This is a genomic window from Actinomycetospora sp., assembly GCF_036497585.1.
Lineage (GTDB): Bacteria > Actinomycetota > Actinomycetes > Mycobacteriales > Pseudonocardiaceae > Actinomycetospora.
Map to the genome: position 1 here is coordinate 1 of NZ_DASXJD010000014.1, position 15062 is coordinate 15062.

General features: G+C 74.6%; 13 protein-coding genes. All 13 read left to right on the forward strand.

Features of this window, described 5'->3' with window-relative positions; all coding sequences use genetic code 11:
- The first annotated feature begins 64 nt into the window (after positions 1-64).
- A complete protein-coding gene (infB, locus tag VGH76_RS01435; protein WP_331554819.1) occupies positions 65-3175 on the forward strand; it encodes a translation initiation factor IF-2 in 3111 nt (1036 codons plus the stop codon).
- 27 nt (positions 3176-3202) lie between these two features.
- The gene (locus VGH76_RS01440; protein WP_331554820.1) at positions 3203-3499 is read left to right on the forward strand and encodes a DUF503 domain-containing protein; all 297 of its coding nucleotides are present in this window, start codon (positions 3203-3205) and stop codon (positions 3497-3499) included.
- Between the two features lie 27 nt (positions 3500-3526).
- Positions 3527-4042, forward strand: a complete 516-nt coding sequence (rbfA, locus tag VGH76_RS01445; RefSeq protein ID WP_331554821.1) for a 30S ribosome-binding factor RbfA — start codon at positions 3527-3529, stop codon at positions 4040-4042.
- Positions 4043-4083: 41 nt separating this feature from the next.
- Entirely contained in the window at positions 4084-5037 is a 954-nt protein-coding gene (locus VGH76_RS01450) for a DHH family phosphoesterase (RefSeq protein ID WP_331554830.1), read from the forward strand.
- The gene (locus tag VGH76_RS01455; RefSeq protein ID WP_331554822.1) at positions 5034-6374 is read left to right on the forward strand and encodes an MATE family efflux transporter; all 1341 of its coding nucleotides are present in this window, start codon (positions 5034-5036) and stop codon (positions 6372-6374) included. Before VGH76_RS01450 ends, VGH76_RS01455 begins: the two co-directional genes overlap by 4 nt.
- A 69-nt stretch (positions 6375-6443) precedes the next feature.
- Positions 6444-7220, forward strand: a complete 777-nt coding sequence (gene fabG, locus VGH76_RS01460) for a 3-oxoacyl-ACP reductase FabG (RefSeq protein WP_331554823.1) — start codon at positions 6444-6446, stop codon at positions 7218-7220.
- Positions 7221-7277: 57 nt separating this feature from the next.
- On the forward strand, positions 7278-8060 hold the full coding sequence (locus VGH76_RS01465; protein ID WP_331554824.1) for a hypothetical protein: 783 nt from the start codon (positions 7278-7280) through the stop codon (positions 8058-8060).
- 9 nt (positions 8061-8069) lie between these two features.
- Positions 8070-8999 (forward strand): tRNA pseudouridine(55) synthase TruB, encoded by a 930-nt coding sequence (gene truB, locus VGH76_RS01470; RefSeq protein ID WP_331554825.1) that lies wholly within the window; start codon positions 8070-8072, stop codon positions 8997-8999.
- Positions 9000-9084: 85 nt separating this feature from the next.
- Complete coding sequence (locus VGH76_RS01475) at positions 9085-10041, forward strand: bifunctional riboflavin kinase/FAD synthetase (protein WP_331554831.1); 957 nt, start codon at positions 9085-9087, stop codon at positions 10039-10041.
- 19 nt (positions 10042-10060) lie between these two features.
- The gene (locus VGH76_RS01480) at positions 10061-10588 is read left to right on the forward strand and encodes an RNA 2',3'-cyclic phosphodiesterase (protein WP_331554826.1); all 528 of its coding nucleotides are present in this window, start codon (positions 10061-10063) and stop codon (positions 10586-10588) included.
- 175 nt (positions 10589-10763) lie between these two features.
- On the forward strand, positions 10764-11033 hold the full coding sequence (rpsO, locus tag VGH76_RS01485) for a 30S ribosomal protein S15 (RefSeq protein WP_331554827.1): 270 nt from the start codon (positions 10764-10766) through the stop codon (positions 11031-11033).
- Between the two features lie 241 nt (positions 11034-11274).
- Positions 11275-13632, forward strand: coding sequence for a polyribonucleotide nucleotidyltransferase (locus tag VGH76_RS01490; RefSeq protein WP_331554828.1), 2358 nt, complete (start codon positions 11275-11277; stop codon positions 13630-13632).
- 11 nt (positions 13633-13643) lie between these two features.
- Positions 13644-14963 carry a M16 family metallopeptidase gene (locus tag VGH76_RS01495; RefSeq protein WP_414637650.1) on the forward strand — a complete coding sequence of 440 codons (1320 nt, stop codon included), beginning with the start codon at positions 13644-13646 and terminating at the stop codon, positions 14961-14963.
- Positions 14964-15062: the final 99 nt, after the last annotated feature.

Sequence of the window (15062 nt, forward strand, 5' to 3'; positions counted from 1 at the left end):
TGAGCGCGCAGGCGTAGGACACGAGGTCGCGGGCACGCCGCCGACCTCGAGAATGAGGAGATCAGTGGCAGGCAAGGCCCGGGTGCACGAGCTCGCGAAGGAGCTCGGCGTCACCAGCAAGCAGGTACTCACGCAGTTGGAGTCTCTCGGAGAGTTCGTCAAGTCGGCGTCCTCGACCGTGGAGGCCCCGGTCGCGCGCAAGCTGCGCGACTCCATGAACGGCGGCGGCAACGGGAACGGCGGCGGCGCCCGCAAGCCGCGTCCCGGCGCGTCCGGCAACGGCGGTGCCCCGGCACCGGCCGGCCCCGGGGCGCGTCCCGGCGGGCCGAAGCCCGGCCCGTCCGCCCCGGCGGCACCGGAGGCGCCCGAGGCCCCGGCGGCCGCGGCCGCCGCCCCGGCGGCGCCCATGACGGACGCCCCCTCGGCCCCGAGCCCGACCGACGCCCCGCGTCCCGGCTCCGACCGCCCCTCCGCCCCGGCCCCCGGCCCGTCCCGTGACGGTTCCCGCCCGGGTCCGCGGCAGAGCAGCACCGACCGTCCGGACCGTCCGGACCGCCCGTCCCGTCAGGGCGGCATCCCGCGGCCCGGGGCCCAGCGTGCCGGTGGCGAGCGCGGCGGGGACCAGCGCCAGGGCGGCCGCCCCGGCGGTTCCCGTCCGGGCCAGCCCGGCGGCCAGCAGCGTCCGGACGCCCCCGCGGCGTCCGGTGACGCGAGCACGGTCGCGCCGCGTCCGCAGGCCCCCAAGCCGGGGCCGAAGACGCCGCGCGTCGGCAACAACCCCTTCGGCGTGGGCCAGGGCGCCCCGCCGCGCCCGCAGGGTCCGCGTCCCGGCGGCGGCGCCGGCGCCGGCGGCGAGCGTCCGCCGCGCCCGCCGCGTGACGGCGAGGCCCCGGCCCCGCGTCCGCCGCGTGACGGCGAGCGTCCGGCCGCGAACGACCGGCCGCCGCGTCCCGGCGGCACGGGTGGCGCGACGACCCCGGGCAACATGCCCCCGCGCCCGAACCCCGGCATGATGCCGGCCCGCCCGGCCGGTGCGCCCGGCCGCGGTGGCCCCGGTGGCCCCGGTGGCCCCGGTGGCCCCGGTCGTGGTGGCCCCGGCGGTCGCCCCGGCGGCGGTCGTTCCGGCGGCGGTGGCGGGGGCTTCCGTCCCGGTGGCGGTGGCCCCGGCGGTGGCGGTGGCGGTGGCGGTGGTGCGCCCGCGGGCGGCTTCCGCGGTCGTCCCGGTGGCGGCGGTGGCCGTGGTCGTGGCGGCGGTGCCGCGGGTGCCTTCGGGCGTCCGGGCGGTCCCGCGCGCCGTGGCCGCAAGTCGAAGCGGCAGAAGCGCCAGGAGTTCGACAACATGCAGGCGCCGTCGGTCGGCGGTGTCCGCCTGCCGAAGGGCAAGGGCGAGACCGTCCGGCTGCCCCGCGGTGCCTCGCTGACCGACTTCGCGGAGAAGATCGACGCGAACCCGGCGTCGCTGGTCCAGGTGCTCTTCCACCTGGGCGAGATGGTCACGGCCACCCAGTCGGTGTCCGACGACATCCTCGAGCTGCTCGGCGGCGAGATGAACTACGACGTGCAGGTCGTGTCCCCCGAGGAGGAGGACCGCGAGCTGCTGGAGTCGTTCTCGCTGAGCTACGGCTCCGACGACGGCGACGACGAGGACCTCGAGGCCCGGCCGCCGGTCGTCACGATCATGGGTCACGTCGACCACGGCAAGACGCGCCTCCTGGACACCATCCGGAAGACGAAGGTCGCCGAGGGCGAGGCCGGTGGGATCACCCAGCACATCGGCGCCTACCAGGTCGAGACCGAGCTGGAGGGCGTCGAGCGGGCCATCACCTTCATCGACACCCCGGGTCACGAGGCGTTCACCGCCATGCGTGCCCGAGGCGCGAAGTCCACGGACATCGCGGTGATCGTGGTCGCGGCCGACGACGGCGTCATGCCGCAGACGGTCGAGGCGATCAACCACGCCCAGGCGGCCGACGTGCCGATCGTGGTCGCGGTGAACAAGATCGACAAGGAGGGCGCGAACCCCTCCAAGATCCGTCAGCAGCTCACCGAGTACAACCTCGTCGCCGAGGAGTTCGGTGGCGACACGATGTTCGTCGACATCTCGGCGCGCGAGAACATCAACATCGACGGGCTGCTCGAGGCCGTCCTGCTGACCGCGGACGCGTCCCTGGACCTGCGGGCCAACCCCGACATGGAGGCCCAGGGCGTCGCGATCGAGGCGCACCTCGACCGTGGCCGCGGCCCCGTGGCGACGGTGCTGGTCCAGCGCGGCACGCTGCGCGTCGGGGACTCGGTGGTCGCCGGCGACGCGTCGGGCCGTGTGCGACGCATGCTCGACGAGTTCGGCGAGGACGTGCGCGAGGCGCTGCCCTCCCGCCCGGTGCAGGTCATCGGGTTCACGTCGGTGCCGGGCGCCGGTGACACGTTCCTCGTCGTCGACGAGGACCGGGTCGCCCGCCAGATCGCCGACCGGCGGCGCGCCCGCGAGCGCAACGCCGAGCTCGCCAGCCGCCGCAAGCGCATCTCGCTCGAGGACCTCGATGCCGCGCTGAAGGAGACCAACGAGCTCAACCTGATCATCAAGGGCGACAACTCGGGTACCGTCGAGGCACTCGAGGACGCGCTCACGAAGATCGACGTGGGCGAGGAGGTGCAGCTGCGCGTGCTGCACCGCGGCGTCGGTGCGATCACCGAGGGCGACATCAACCTCGCGATCGCGTCCAACGTCATCGTCATGGGCTTCAACGTCCGTGCGGAGGGCAAGGCCACCGAGCTGGCCAACCGCGAGGGCATCGACATCCGCTACTACTCGGTCATCTACCAGGCGATCGACGAGATCGAGGCGGCCCTCAAGGGCATGCTCAAGCCGATCTACGAGGAGGTCGAGCTCGGCACCGCGGAGGTGCGCGAGGTCTTCCGCTCCTCGAAGGTCGGGGCGATCGCCGGTTGCCTGGTGACCGAGGGGATCATCCGCCGCAACGCCAGGGCCCGCCTGGTGCGCGACGGCGCGGTGGTCGCGGAGAACCTGACGATCAACTCGCTGAAGCGGTTCAAGGACGACGCGACCGAGGTCCGCGACGGCTACGAGTGCGGTCTGACGCTCGGGTCGTTCAACGACGTCAAGGTCGAGGACAAGATCATGACCTACGAGATGCGGGAGAAGCCGCGCGAGTGAGGTCCCTGATCGCTCGGGGGTGCTGACGTGTACGTCGGCGCCCTCGAGTTCGACCTGCTGCTCGGCGACGTCGGGAGCATCAAGGAGAAGCGCTCCGTGGTGCGTCCGGTCGTCGCCGAGCTCCAGCGCAAGTACGCGGTCTCGGTCGCCGAGGCCGGACACCTCGACCTCCACCGCCGCGCCCTCATCGGCGTGGCGGTGGTGGCCGCGGACGCCGGGCACGTCATCGACGTGCTCGACCACTGCGAGCGCCTGGTCAGCTCCCACCCCGAGTTCCAGGTGCTCTCCGCGCGGACCCGCTGGCTGGGTCCGCACGACGACTGACCTGTTGCAGGAGGAAGGCCGCTCACGATGGCCGACGCACCCCGGGCCCGACGGCTCGCCAAGCGGATCATCCAGATCGTCGCCTCGACCCTGGAGCACGAGGTGAAGGACCCCCGCCTGGCGATGGTGACGATCACCGACGCCCGGCTCACCGCGGACCTGCGCGAGGCGACGGTCTACTACACCGTCTACGGCGACGACAACGCCCGGCAGGCGAGCGCCCTCGCGCTGGGTAGCGCCAAGGGCGTCGTCCGGACCGCCGTGGGCCGCCAGACCGGGGTGCGCCACACCCCGTCGATCGACTTCGTCCCCGACGTGGTCCCCGAGGGCGCCGCGCGCATGGAGGAGCTCCTCGCCGGGGCCCGCGCCGCCGACGCCGAGGTCGCCTCGCAGGCGGTCGCGGCCAGCTACGCCGGCGAGGCCGACCCCTCCCGCAAGCCGCGGGAGGACGACGAGCTGGACGAGTTCGACGACGGGTTCGACGACGACCTCGCCGACGAGCCGGCCGTCGGCCCGGCCGCCGACACCCTCGGCGGCTCGTAGCGGTGACCTCCCGGGCGGTCGGCCGTGACGAGGCCGTCGCGATGCTCGCGGCGGCCCACGAGGTGGTCCTGCTCGCCCACGTCAATCCCGACGCCGACGCCCTCGGCAGCGCGCTCGCCCTCGGGCTCGCGCTGCACCGGCGGGGCGCGACGGTGCACGTCTCCTTCGGCGCCCCCGAGCGGCCCGCGGAGTCGTTGCGAGACCTGGACGTCGCGGGTCTCGTCGTGCCCGCCGCCGCGGTCCCGGTCGCGCCGGAGCTGCTCGTCGTCCTCGACACCGGCAGCGTCGACCGGCTCGGGTCGCTGGCCTCCCGCGTCGACGCCGCCGCGACGACGCTCGTCGTCGACCACCACGTCTCCAACGGCGGCTTCGGCAGCGCCTCCTACGTCGAGCCCGAGGCCGAGGCCACCGCCGTCATCGTCCTGGGTCTGCTCGACGCGCTCGGCGCCCCCGTCGACCTACCGATCGCGCGCTGCCTCTACGCCGGGCTGGTCACCGACACCCGCAATTTCCGCGCCGCGTCGCCCGCGACCCACGACATGGCCGCGCGCCTGCTCGTGGCGGGGGTGGACGCGGAGGCGGTGACCCGCCCGCTGCTCGACACCCACCCCTTCTCCTGGCTGGGGATGCTCTCCGCGGTCCTCGCCACCGCCACGCTCGAGCCCGACGCGGCCCGTGGGCTCGGGTTCGTGTGGGCGTGCGCGCGGTCCGAGCACATCGCCGGCGGCCGGCAGGAGGAGGTCGAGAGCATCATCGACGTGCTGCGCACCACCGCCGAGGCCGAGGTCGCGATGGTGCTCAAGCAGGTCGGGCCGTGGCGCTGGACCGCCTCGCTGCGCGCGAAGGGCGGTCTCGACGTCGCCGCGGCCGCCGTCGCGATGGGAGGCGGCGGGCACCGCTCGGCGTCGGGGTTCACCGTGGAGGCGACGACCCCCGACGCCTCGGACGTGGTGGCCGACGTGCGCCGCGCCCTGGCGGCGGCCCCGCTGCTGTGAGCACGACGGAGCCGGCCGCCCTCGACGCCGGGCCGGTCCGGGTCCTGTCGCTCTCCGCGGCCGCGCTCGTCGTGCTGGTCGCCGAGCCGCTCTACCTGCTCGTCGACACCGCCGTGGTCGGCCGGCTCGGCGCGCTGCCGCTCGGGGCGCTCGCCGTCGGGGCGGTCGTCCTCGCCCAGGTGTCCTCGCTGGGCACCTTCCTCGCCTACGGCACCACGGCGCGGGCCGCCCGCGCATACGGCGCCGGTCGGCGCGACCGCGCGATCGCCGAGGGGGTGGCCGCCACCTGGCTGGCGGTGCTGGCCGGGCTCGCCGTCGTCGCGATCGGGCAGCTCGTCGCCCGGCCGGTCGCGGAGGTGCTCGGCGGGGGCGGCGCGCTCACCGACGCGGCGGTGTCCTGGATGCGGATCGCGCTGTGCGGGGCGCCCGGCATCCTCGTCGCGATGGCCGGCAACGGCTGGATGCGCGGCGTGCAGTCCACCCGCGCCCCCGTCGTCGTCGTGCTCGCGGGCAACGGGGCCTCGGCGATCGCGAGCCCGCTGCTCGTCCACGGCGCCGGCAGCTGGCCGGGGCTGGGCCTCGAGGGCTCGGCCGTCGCGAACGTCGGGGCCCAGTCGGTGGTGCTCGTGCTGTTCACCGCGGCTCTGGCGCGGGAGTCGCTCGCGCTGCGGGTGCCGCTGCGCCCGGTGCCGGCCGACCTGCGCGCCCAGCTCGGTCTCGGGCGCGACCTGCTGCTGCGCAGCCTCGCCTTCCAGGCCTGCTTCCTCTCGGCGACCGCGGTCACCGCCCGGTTCGGGGCGGCCTCGGTCGCCGCGCACCAGGTTGTGCTGCAGCTCTGGGCGTTCATGGCGACGGTGCTGGACTCCCTGGCGATCGCGGCCCAGCAACTGGTCGGGGCGGCGCTGGGCGCGTCGTCAGGGGCCGCTGCACGGGCGGTCACCGGCCGGGTGACCCGCTACGGGCTGGTCCTCGGCGTCGTCGCCGGTGTGGCGTTCGCCGCACTCGCCGGCGTCCTGCCCCGGGTGTTCAGCCCCGACCCGGCCGTGCTCGCGAGCATCCCGGCCGCGTGGTGGTTCTTCGTCGCGCTGCAGCCCGTCGCCGGGTACGTCTTCGCCCTCGACGGGGTGCTCCTCGGGGCCGCGGACGCCGCCTTCCTGCGCAGACTCACCCTGGGCTGCGCGGTCGTGGGCTTCCTGCCGCTGATCTGGCTGTCGCTGGCGTTCGGGTGGGGCCTCGCCGGGGTGTGGGCCGGGCTGTCGCTGTTCATGGTCGGCCGGGCGCTCGGCGTCGGGCTGCGGGCCCGGGGCGACCGGTGGATGGTCCCCGGGGGCCTCTGAGCAGGCGCGACGGATGCGGTGCAGGATGCCGGGCGAGGAACGTCACCGCTCGAGGAGGTCTTCGGAACCATGACCGGACCCGCTGCCACACCGCCTTCCGGCCCCGTCGCCGTCGTCACGGGTGCCGCCCGCGGACTCGGCGCCGCCACCGCGCTGCGCCTGGCCGCCGACGGGATGGCCGTGGCGGTGATCGACCTGGAGGAGAGCGCGGCCAAGGGCACCGCCGACGCGATCATCGACGCCGGCGGCCGCGCGATCGCCGTCGGCGCCGACGTGGCCGACTCGGCGGCGGTCGACGCGGCCGTGGAGCGGGTGGTCGCCGAGCTCGGCCCGCCGACGGTGCTGGTCAACAACGCCGGCATCACCCGGGACAACCTGCTGTTCAAGATGAGCGAGGCCGACTGGGACGCGGTGATGGGCGTGCACCTGCGCGGCTCGTTCCTCATGACCCGGGCCTGCCAGGGTCACATGGTCGCCGCGCAGTGGGGCCGGATCGTGAACCTGTCCTCCACCTCGGCGCTGGGCAACCGCGGCCAGGTGAACTACTCGGCGGCGAAGGCGGGGCTGCAGGGCTTCACCAAGACGCTGGCCATCGAGCTGGGCCGCTTCGGGATCACCGCGAACTGCGTCGCGCCGGGGTTCATCGCCTCGGAGATGACCAAGGCCACCGCCGAGCGGCTCGGGGTGGAGTGGGAGGACTTCATGGCCGCCCGGGCCAAGGAGATCCCGGTGCAGCGGGCCGGGGCTCCGGAGGACATCGCGAACATGGTCGCGTTCTTCGTCGACGAGCGCTCCGGGTTCGTGTCCGGCCAGGTCGTCTACGTCGCCGGCGGCCCCAAGACCTGAGCCGCCCCGGGCCCGCGGCCGGGCCACACTGTCGGGGGTCCGTGCTCTGATCCGGGTGTGGGCGGGACACGGCAGGACGACAGCAACGGCGCCACCGGCGTCGCCGAGGTCGGGGCGGCGGGATGGGACCCCGGCGCCCTCGCGTGGCTGCGCGAGGTGCGGGACCGGTGGCGGGCCGTCGGGATCCTCGGCCTGCTCGAGGACACCGTCGCGGCGGTGTGGGAGCGCAACGTCGCCCGGCACGATCCGGAGGTCGCGGGGGACACGCCCGTCACCCTCGGGATCACGTCCTCGGAGAACCTGCGGACGGTGCTGCTGCGGGCCGCGCCGGAGTGGGAGCCGCGGGGCGTGCTCATCGGCGCCCCGTGGAACTCCCTGGCCGTCGCCCACGAGGCGGTGGTCCTGCACCTCATGAAGGCGCCCGACGGCGGGGGCAGCCGCCCCGACTTCACGACGCTGCGCTGGGTCGGTGAGGTGCGCGAGGCGGCGGCGACGGTGAACGGCCTGGAGTACGCCCCGTCCCGGGACGACCGCACGGGCCAGCTCTGGTTCGACGGCTTCGGGCTCCCGCCGGTGCCCCCGCCCGCGCCCCCCGACGACGGGCATGTCGGGCTGCGGCACGTCGTGCTGGTGTGGACGGGCGCCGCGGCCACCTCGACCACCTCGGGCTGGCTCGCGGTGCCCTGGGAGCACGACTCCGGACCGACCTGGCTCGCGGCGCTGCCGGTGTGGGCGCACGGGCCCGACGACGTGCCCGCCCCGCGGCGGGTGCCCGCGGTCTCGCTGTCCTTCGACCGCATCGCGCCCGACCCGGTGCCGCCCCCGGCGAGGCGGGCATGATGCCCCGCGATGAACGCGCGCCGCCCGCCGAAGCAGCCACCGCCGCCGCCCGGTCTGCTCGTCGTGGACAAGCCGGCCGGGTGGACCTCGCACGACGTCGTGGGCCGGGCGCGGCGCCTGGTCGGGACGCGGAAGGTGGGCCACGCCGGCACGCTCGACCCGATGGCCACCGGGGTGCTGGTCCTCGGGGTGGAGCGCGCCACCAAGCTCCTCGGCCACCTCGCGCTCGACACCAAGACCTACCTCGCGACGATCCGGCTCGGCGTCGAGACCTCCACCGACGACGCCGAGGGCGAGCCGAGCGGCGGGGCCGACCCGAGCACCGTGACCGACGCGGCGATCGCGATCGGCGTCGCGGCGCTGACCGGTGACATCGCCCAGGTCCCGAGCACGGTGTCGGCGATCAAGGTGGACGGCCGGCGGGCCTACGAGCGGGCACGGGCCGGCGAGGAGGTGATCCTCGAGGCGCGCCCGGTGCACGTGGCGCGCTTCGACGTCCTGGACACCCGGCGCGAGGGCTCGACGATCGACCTCGACGTGCTCGTGGACTGCTCCTCGGGCACCTACGTGCGGGCGCTCGCCCGGGACCTGGGCCGCGGGCTCGGCGTGGGTGGCCACCTCACCGCCCTGCGGCGCACGCGGGTCGGGCCGTTCACGCTCGCCCACGCCCGTACCCTGGACTCGCTGGCCGCCGAGGCCGAGGGGGAGCGAGGTCGCGCGGAGCTCTCGCTGGACCTCGACGCCGCGGTCGGCACCGCGTTCCCGCGCCGGGAGGTCGACGCCGCCGGCGCCGACGACCTCGCCCACGGCCGACCGCTGCCCGCCACCGGCACGGCCGGGACGACGGCGGTGTTCGGGCCGGACGGCCACGTCGTCGGCCTGGTCGCCGACGAGCGCGGGCGGGCCCGCCCGGTGCTGGTGCTGGCCCCGGCGGGGTGATCGGAGACCCGTCACCCGGAGCGGGCGGTGGTGCGCCCGTACGCTACGGCCGTTGGACGTCGACTCGCCCCGGAGGCCCGAAGCAGTGCAACGCTGGCGCGGTCGTGACGGCGTGCCCCCGGGCTGGGGTCGCTGCGTGGTCACCATCGGCGTGTTCGACGGGGTGCACCGCGGCCACCAGCAGCTCATCGGGCGCGCGGTGGAGCGGGCCCGCGAGCTCGGGGACCTGCCCACCGTGCTCATCACGTTCGACCCGCACCCCAGCGAGGTCCTGCGCCCCGGCTCCCACCCCGCGCAGCTAACCACCCTGACCCGCCGGGCTGAGCTGGTCGCCGGGCTCGGCGTCGACGCGTTCTGGGTGCTGCCCTTCACCCAGGAGTTCGCGCACGTCTCGCCCGCCGAGTTCGTCCACGAGCTGCTCGTCGACCGCCTGCACGCCTCGGCGGTCGTCGTCGGACGCAACTTCACCTACGGCTACAAGGCGGCCGGGGACGTCGCCGAGCTGGAGCGGCTCGGGCAGCGGTTCGGGTTCGAGGCGATCGGGCTCGACCTGGTCGCCGACGGCGACCGCGGGCGCACCGTGACGTTCTCGTCCACCTACATCCGCAGCTCGATCGCGGCGGGCGACGTCGAGGCCGCCGCCGACGCCCTGGGGCGCCCGCACCGGGTCGAGGGCGTCGTCGTCCGCGGCGACCAGCGCGGTCGCGAGCTCGGCTACCCGACGGCGAACGTCGCGGCCACCGAGCACGCCGCGATCCCCGCCGACGGGGTCTACGCCGGGTGGTTCGTGCGGCCGGGCCCCGACGGCGGGGAGCAGCGCCTGCCGACCGCGGTCTCCGTCGGGACCAACCCCACGTTCTCCGGGCAGGTCCGCACCGTCGAGGCGTTCGTGCTCGACCACAGCGAGGACTTCTACGGCCAGCGGGTGGGGGTGGACTTCGTCGGGCGGGTGCGGGGGATGACGCGGTTCGACTCGATCGACGAGCTCGTCGTCGCGATGGACGGCGACGTCGCCACGACGCGCGAGCTGCTCGGCCTGTAGCGCCGGCCCCCTGACCCCGGTGCGCCTGTTCGTCGCGGTGTTCCCGGACGCGGCGGTGAACGCGGCCGTGGACGCCGTGCTCGCGCGGGCGCTGCGGGCGGGCCCGCACGGGGGCCGGTGGCGTCCGGTCGCGGCGTCCCGCCGCCACGTCACGCTCCGCTTCCTCGCCGACGCCGACCCCGACGTCACCGTCGGGGCCCTCCGCCATGACCTCGCGGGCCTCCCGGCGCCCGAGCTGACCACCGCCGGCGCCGGGGTGTTCGGCACCGCGCTGTGGCTCGGTGTGCGGGCCGCCGACCCCGAGGCCTGGACGCGGCTGGTCGCGGCGAGCGGTGCCGACCCCGCGGAGCACGTCGCCCACCTCACGGTGGCCCGTGCCCGCGGCCGGGCGCCGGAGGTGCCGCCGGGGCTGGCCGGGTACCGGGGGCCGGGCTGGACCGCGGGCGAGGTGGCGCTCGTCGCGAGCGGGGAGCCCTACCGGGTGGTCGAGCGGTTCCCGCTGGTGGGGCGGTCAGGCGGCGGGGAGGCCGTCGGACCCGCCCGGTAGACTGGTGTGCGATCCGGCTGCGGTCCGTGGCGGCCGGACGCGCGGGAACGGGGCGCCCCATGCGGAGATGCAGCAGGCGCACCGGTGGCCCGACGCACCGTCACACGGCACCGGACGTGCGGTCGAGAGCCGTACGGACGGGTAGGACCCCCGAACACCGAGGAGCACCACCGACGTGGCCCTGACCACCGAGCAGAAGAAGTCGATCCTCGCCGACTACGGCGTGCACACCACCGACACGGGCTCGCCCGAGGCGCAGGTGGCGCTGCTGACGAAGCGGATCATCCAGCTCACCGAACACCTGAAGACCCACAAGCACGACCACCACTCGCGGCGCGGACTGCTGCTGCTGGTCGGTCGCCGCCGCCGGCTGCTGAAGTACGTGGCCTCGGTGGACATCACGCGCTACCGGTCGCTCATCGAGCGGCTCGGCCTGCGCCGCTAGCCACCCGGGCCGCCCGCGTCGGACGACGCGGGCGGCCCGAGTCGTCTCCACAACCCGAACAACGACGAGCCCCGCCACCGCATCGCCGGTGGAGGACCGATCCGACCCGGTCCTCGGTAGTGGCTCCCGGACCCAGCGTCCGGGGGCTTCGATCGAAGACCGGTCACATCGGCCGTCCGCGGTGGCCCCCGACGCGAGGGGGCACGTGGCGGCGGGGCCTCCCCAGGAGGAATCCCGACCCATGGCGAACTCCGCCTCACCCGCCGCCGTCGACACCGAGACCGGTGTCCACGAGACCACCGCCGTCCTCGACAACGGCTCCTACGGCAGCCGCACGATCCGCTTCGAGTCCGGCCGCCTCGCCCGCCAGGCCGCGGGCGCCGTCGTCGCCTACCTCGACGACGAGACGATGCTGCTCTCGGCGACCACCGCCTCGAAGCGGCCGAAGGACAACTTCGACTTCTTCCCGCTCACCGTCGACGTCGAGGAGCGGATGTACGCGGCCGGGCGCATCCCCGGCTCGTTCTTCCGCCGCGAGGGCCGTCCCTCGACCGACGCGATCCTCACCTGCCGCCTGATCGACCGTCCGCTGCGCCCGACCTTCGTGTCGAACCTGCGGAACGAGGTGCAGGTCGTCATCACGGTGCAGAGCCTCAACCCGGCCGACCCCTACGACGTCCTGGCGATCAACGCCGCGTCGGCGTCCACCCAGATCTCGGGCCTGCCGTTCGACGGCCCCGTGGGTGCCACGCGCATGGCCCTCATCGGCGACCAGTGGGTGGCCTTCCCGACCTGGCAGCAGCTCGAGGGCGCCGTGTTCGACATGGTGATCGCGGGCTCGATCACCGAGGACGGCTCCGACGTCGCGATCTCCATGGTCGAGGCCGAGGCGACCGACCACGCGCTGTCGCTGGTGGCAGGCGGCGCGCCCGCGCCCACCGAGGAGGTCGTGGCCGCCGGCATGGAGGCCGCGAAGCCCTTCCTGCGCACGCTGTGCGAGGCGCAGAAGAACCTCTACACCTCGCTCGGCGTCACCACGAAGGACTACCCGACCTTCCCGCCCTACCAGTCCGACGTGCTGGACGCGGTCACCTCCGCGGCCGGCGACGAGCTGGACCGCACCCTCACCATCGCGGGCAAGCACGAGCGCGACGACGCCCAGGACGCCCTCAAGGAGCGTCTGGTCACCGAGCTCGGCTCGAAGTTCGAGGGCCGCGAGAAGGAGATCGGCGAGGCCTTCCGCTCGCTGACCAAGTCCTCGGTGCGCAAGAAGATCCTCACCGACGGGTTCCGCATCGACGGCCGCGGCGTCACCGACATCCGGCCGCTGGCCGCCGAGGTCGAGGTCGTCCCGCGGGCGCACGGCTCGGCGCTGTTCGAGCGCGGCGAGACGCAGATCCTCGGCGTCACCACGCTGAACATGCTGCGCATGGAGCAGTCGATCGACTCCCTCACCCCGGAGACGACCAAGCGCTACATGCACCACTACAACTTCCCGCCGTTCTCGACCGGTGAGACCGGCCGGGTCGGTTCGCCGAAGCGCCGCGAGATCGGCCACGGCGCGCTCGCCGAGCGGGCGCTCGTGCCGGTGCTGCCCAGCCGCGAGGAGTTCCCCTACGCGATCCGGCAGGTCTCCGAGGCTCTGGGCTCCAACGGCTCGACGTCGATGGGCTCGGTCTGCGCCTCGACGATGTCGCTGCTCAACGCCGGTGTGCCGCTGAAGGCGCCGGTCGCGGGCATCGCGATGGGCCTGGTGTCGGGGGAGGTTGAGAACGCAGCCGGCAAGTCCGAGACCACGTTCGTCGCGCTGACCGACATCCTCGGCGCCGAGGACGCGTTCGGCGACATGGACTTCAAGGTCGCCGGCACCAAGGACCTCGTCACCGCGCTGCAGCTCGACACCAAGCTCGACGGCATCCCCTCCGAGGTCCTCGCGAAGGCCCTCACCCAGGCCAAGGGTGCCCGCCTCGCGATCCTCGACGTCATGGCCGAGGCCATCGACGCGCCCGACGAGATGAGCGACTACGCGCCGCGCATCACCACGGTGAAGGTCCCGGTCGACAAGATCGGCGAGGTCATCGGCCCGAAGGGCAAGATGATCAACTCGATCACCGAGGAGACCGGCGCCGACATCTCCATCGAGGACGACGGCACGATCTACGTCGGCGCCGCGGACGGGCCGAGCGCCCAGGCCGCCGTCGACCGGATCAACGCCATCGCCAACCCGCAGATGCCGAAGATCAGCGAGCGCTACCTCGGCACCGTGGTCAAGACCGCGGCGTTCGGTGCGTTCGTCTCGCTGGTGCCGGGCCGCGACGGCCTCGTGCACATCTCCAAGCTGGGCGGCGGCAAGCGGATCGGCAAGGTCGAGGACGTCGTGAACGTCGGCGACAAGATCCGTGTCGAGATCACCGACATCGACAACCGCGGCAAGATCAGCCTCGTCCCGGTCAAGGAGGAGGAGACCGCGGAGCCGTCCGGCAACGGCAGCACCGACGGCGCCCCGGAGGGCACGGGCGCCGAGGGCGCCGGCGTCCCGCCGGCCGAGCCCGCCGCCGGCGGCGCCATCACGGGCGCCATCGGCGGAGGCCGCTCCTGACCACGACGGCTCTGCCGGTGACCGAGCACCCGGCCCCCGGGGTGGCACGCACGGTGCTCCCCGGGGGCCTTCGGGTGGTCACCGAGCACGTCGCGGGCGCCCGCTCGGCCTCGGTCGGGCTCTGGGTCGACGTCGGCTCGCGCGACGAGCCGGGCTTCGACCCGGCGTCGCGCGGCGCGGCGCACTTCCTCGAGCACCTGCTGTTCAAGGGCACGCGGCGGCGCTCCGCACGGCAGATCGCCGAGGAGATCGACGCGGTCGGTGGTGACCTCAACGCGTTCACCACCAAGGAGCACACCTGCTTCTACGCGCACGTGCTCGACGCGGACATGCCGCTCGCGGTCGACGTCGTGTGCGACGTGGTGCTCGAGGGCGTCATGGCCGTCGACGACGTCGAGGTCGAGCGAGACGTCGTGCTCTCCGAGATCGCCGGCCGCGACGACGACCCCGAGGACCTGCTCGCCGACGACTTCGACGACCTGCTGCTCGGCGCCCACCCGCTGGGCGGGCCGGTGGTGGGCTCCGAGGACTCGGTGGGTGCCATGACCCGCGACGTCATCGCCCGGTTCCACGCCGCGCACTACGTCCCGTCCCGGTCCGTGCTCGCCGTCGCGGGCAACGTCACCCACGCCGCCGTCCTCGACGCGGTGACGAAGGGCTTCGGCGACCGGCTGCGCGCCGACGGCTCCACCTGGCACCGTCCCGACGCGCCCGTCGCGGCGCCCCGGCCCGCCGAGCGGCTCGCCGTGCGCGAGGACGACACCGAGCAGGCCCACCTCATGCTCGGCGTGCCGTCGGTGCGCCGCGGCGACCCGCGGTGGGCCGCGCAGCTCGTCCTCTCGACGGTGCTCGGGGGCGGCACCAGCTCGCGGCTGTTCCAGGAGGTCCGGGAGCGCCGGGGGCTGGCGTACTCGGTGTACTCCGCAGCGACCGGCTACTCCGACCTCGGCGTGCTCTCGGTGTACGTCGGGTGCGCTCCCGAACGGCTCGGGACCGCCGCCGGGGTGCTGCGCGCCCAGCTCGCCGACCTCGCCCACGGCGGCGTCACCGAGGCCGAGCTCGTCCGCGCCCGCGGTCAGCTGCGCGGCGAGTACGTGCTCGGGCTGGAGGACACCTCGTCGCGCATGAGCTGGCTCGGGCGCCGCGAGCTCGACGGCCGGGACGCCTCGCTGGATCTCGGGGACTCGCTCGCCCGGATCGAGGCCGTATCCCGCGACCACGTCGCGACCCTGGCCGCCGATCTGTTCTCCACACCGGTGACCGCGGCCGTCGTCGGGCCCTACGCTGACGCGGACGATCTCCCCGACGAGCTGCGTGAGGTTGCGCGATGAGCACTGCGGACCCCCTTCCCGCCGACGACGTGCTCCGGGTCGGCGTCCTCGGGGCCCGCGGGCGCATGGGCACCGAGGTGTGCCGCACCGTCGAGGGCG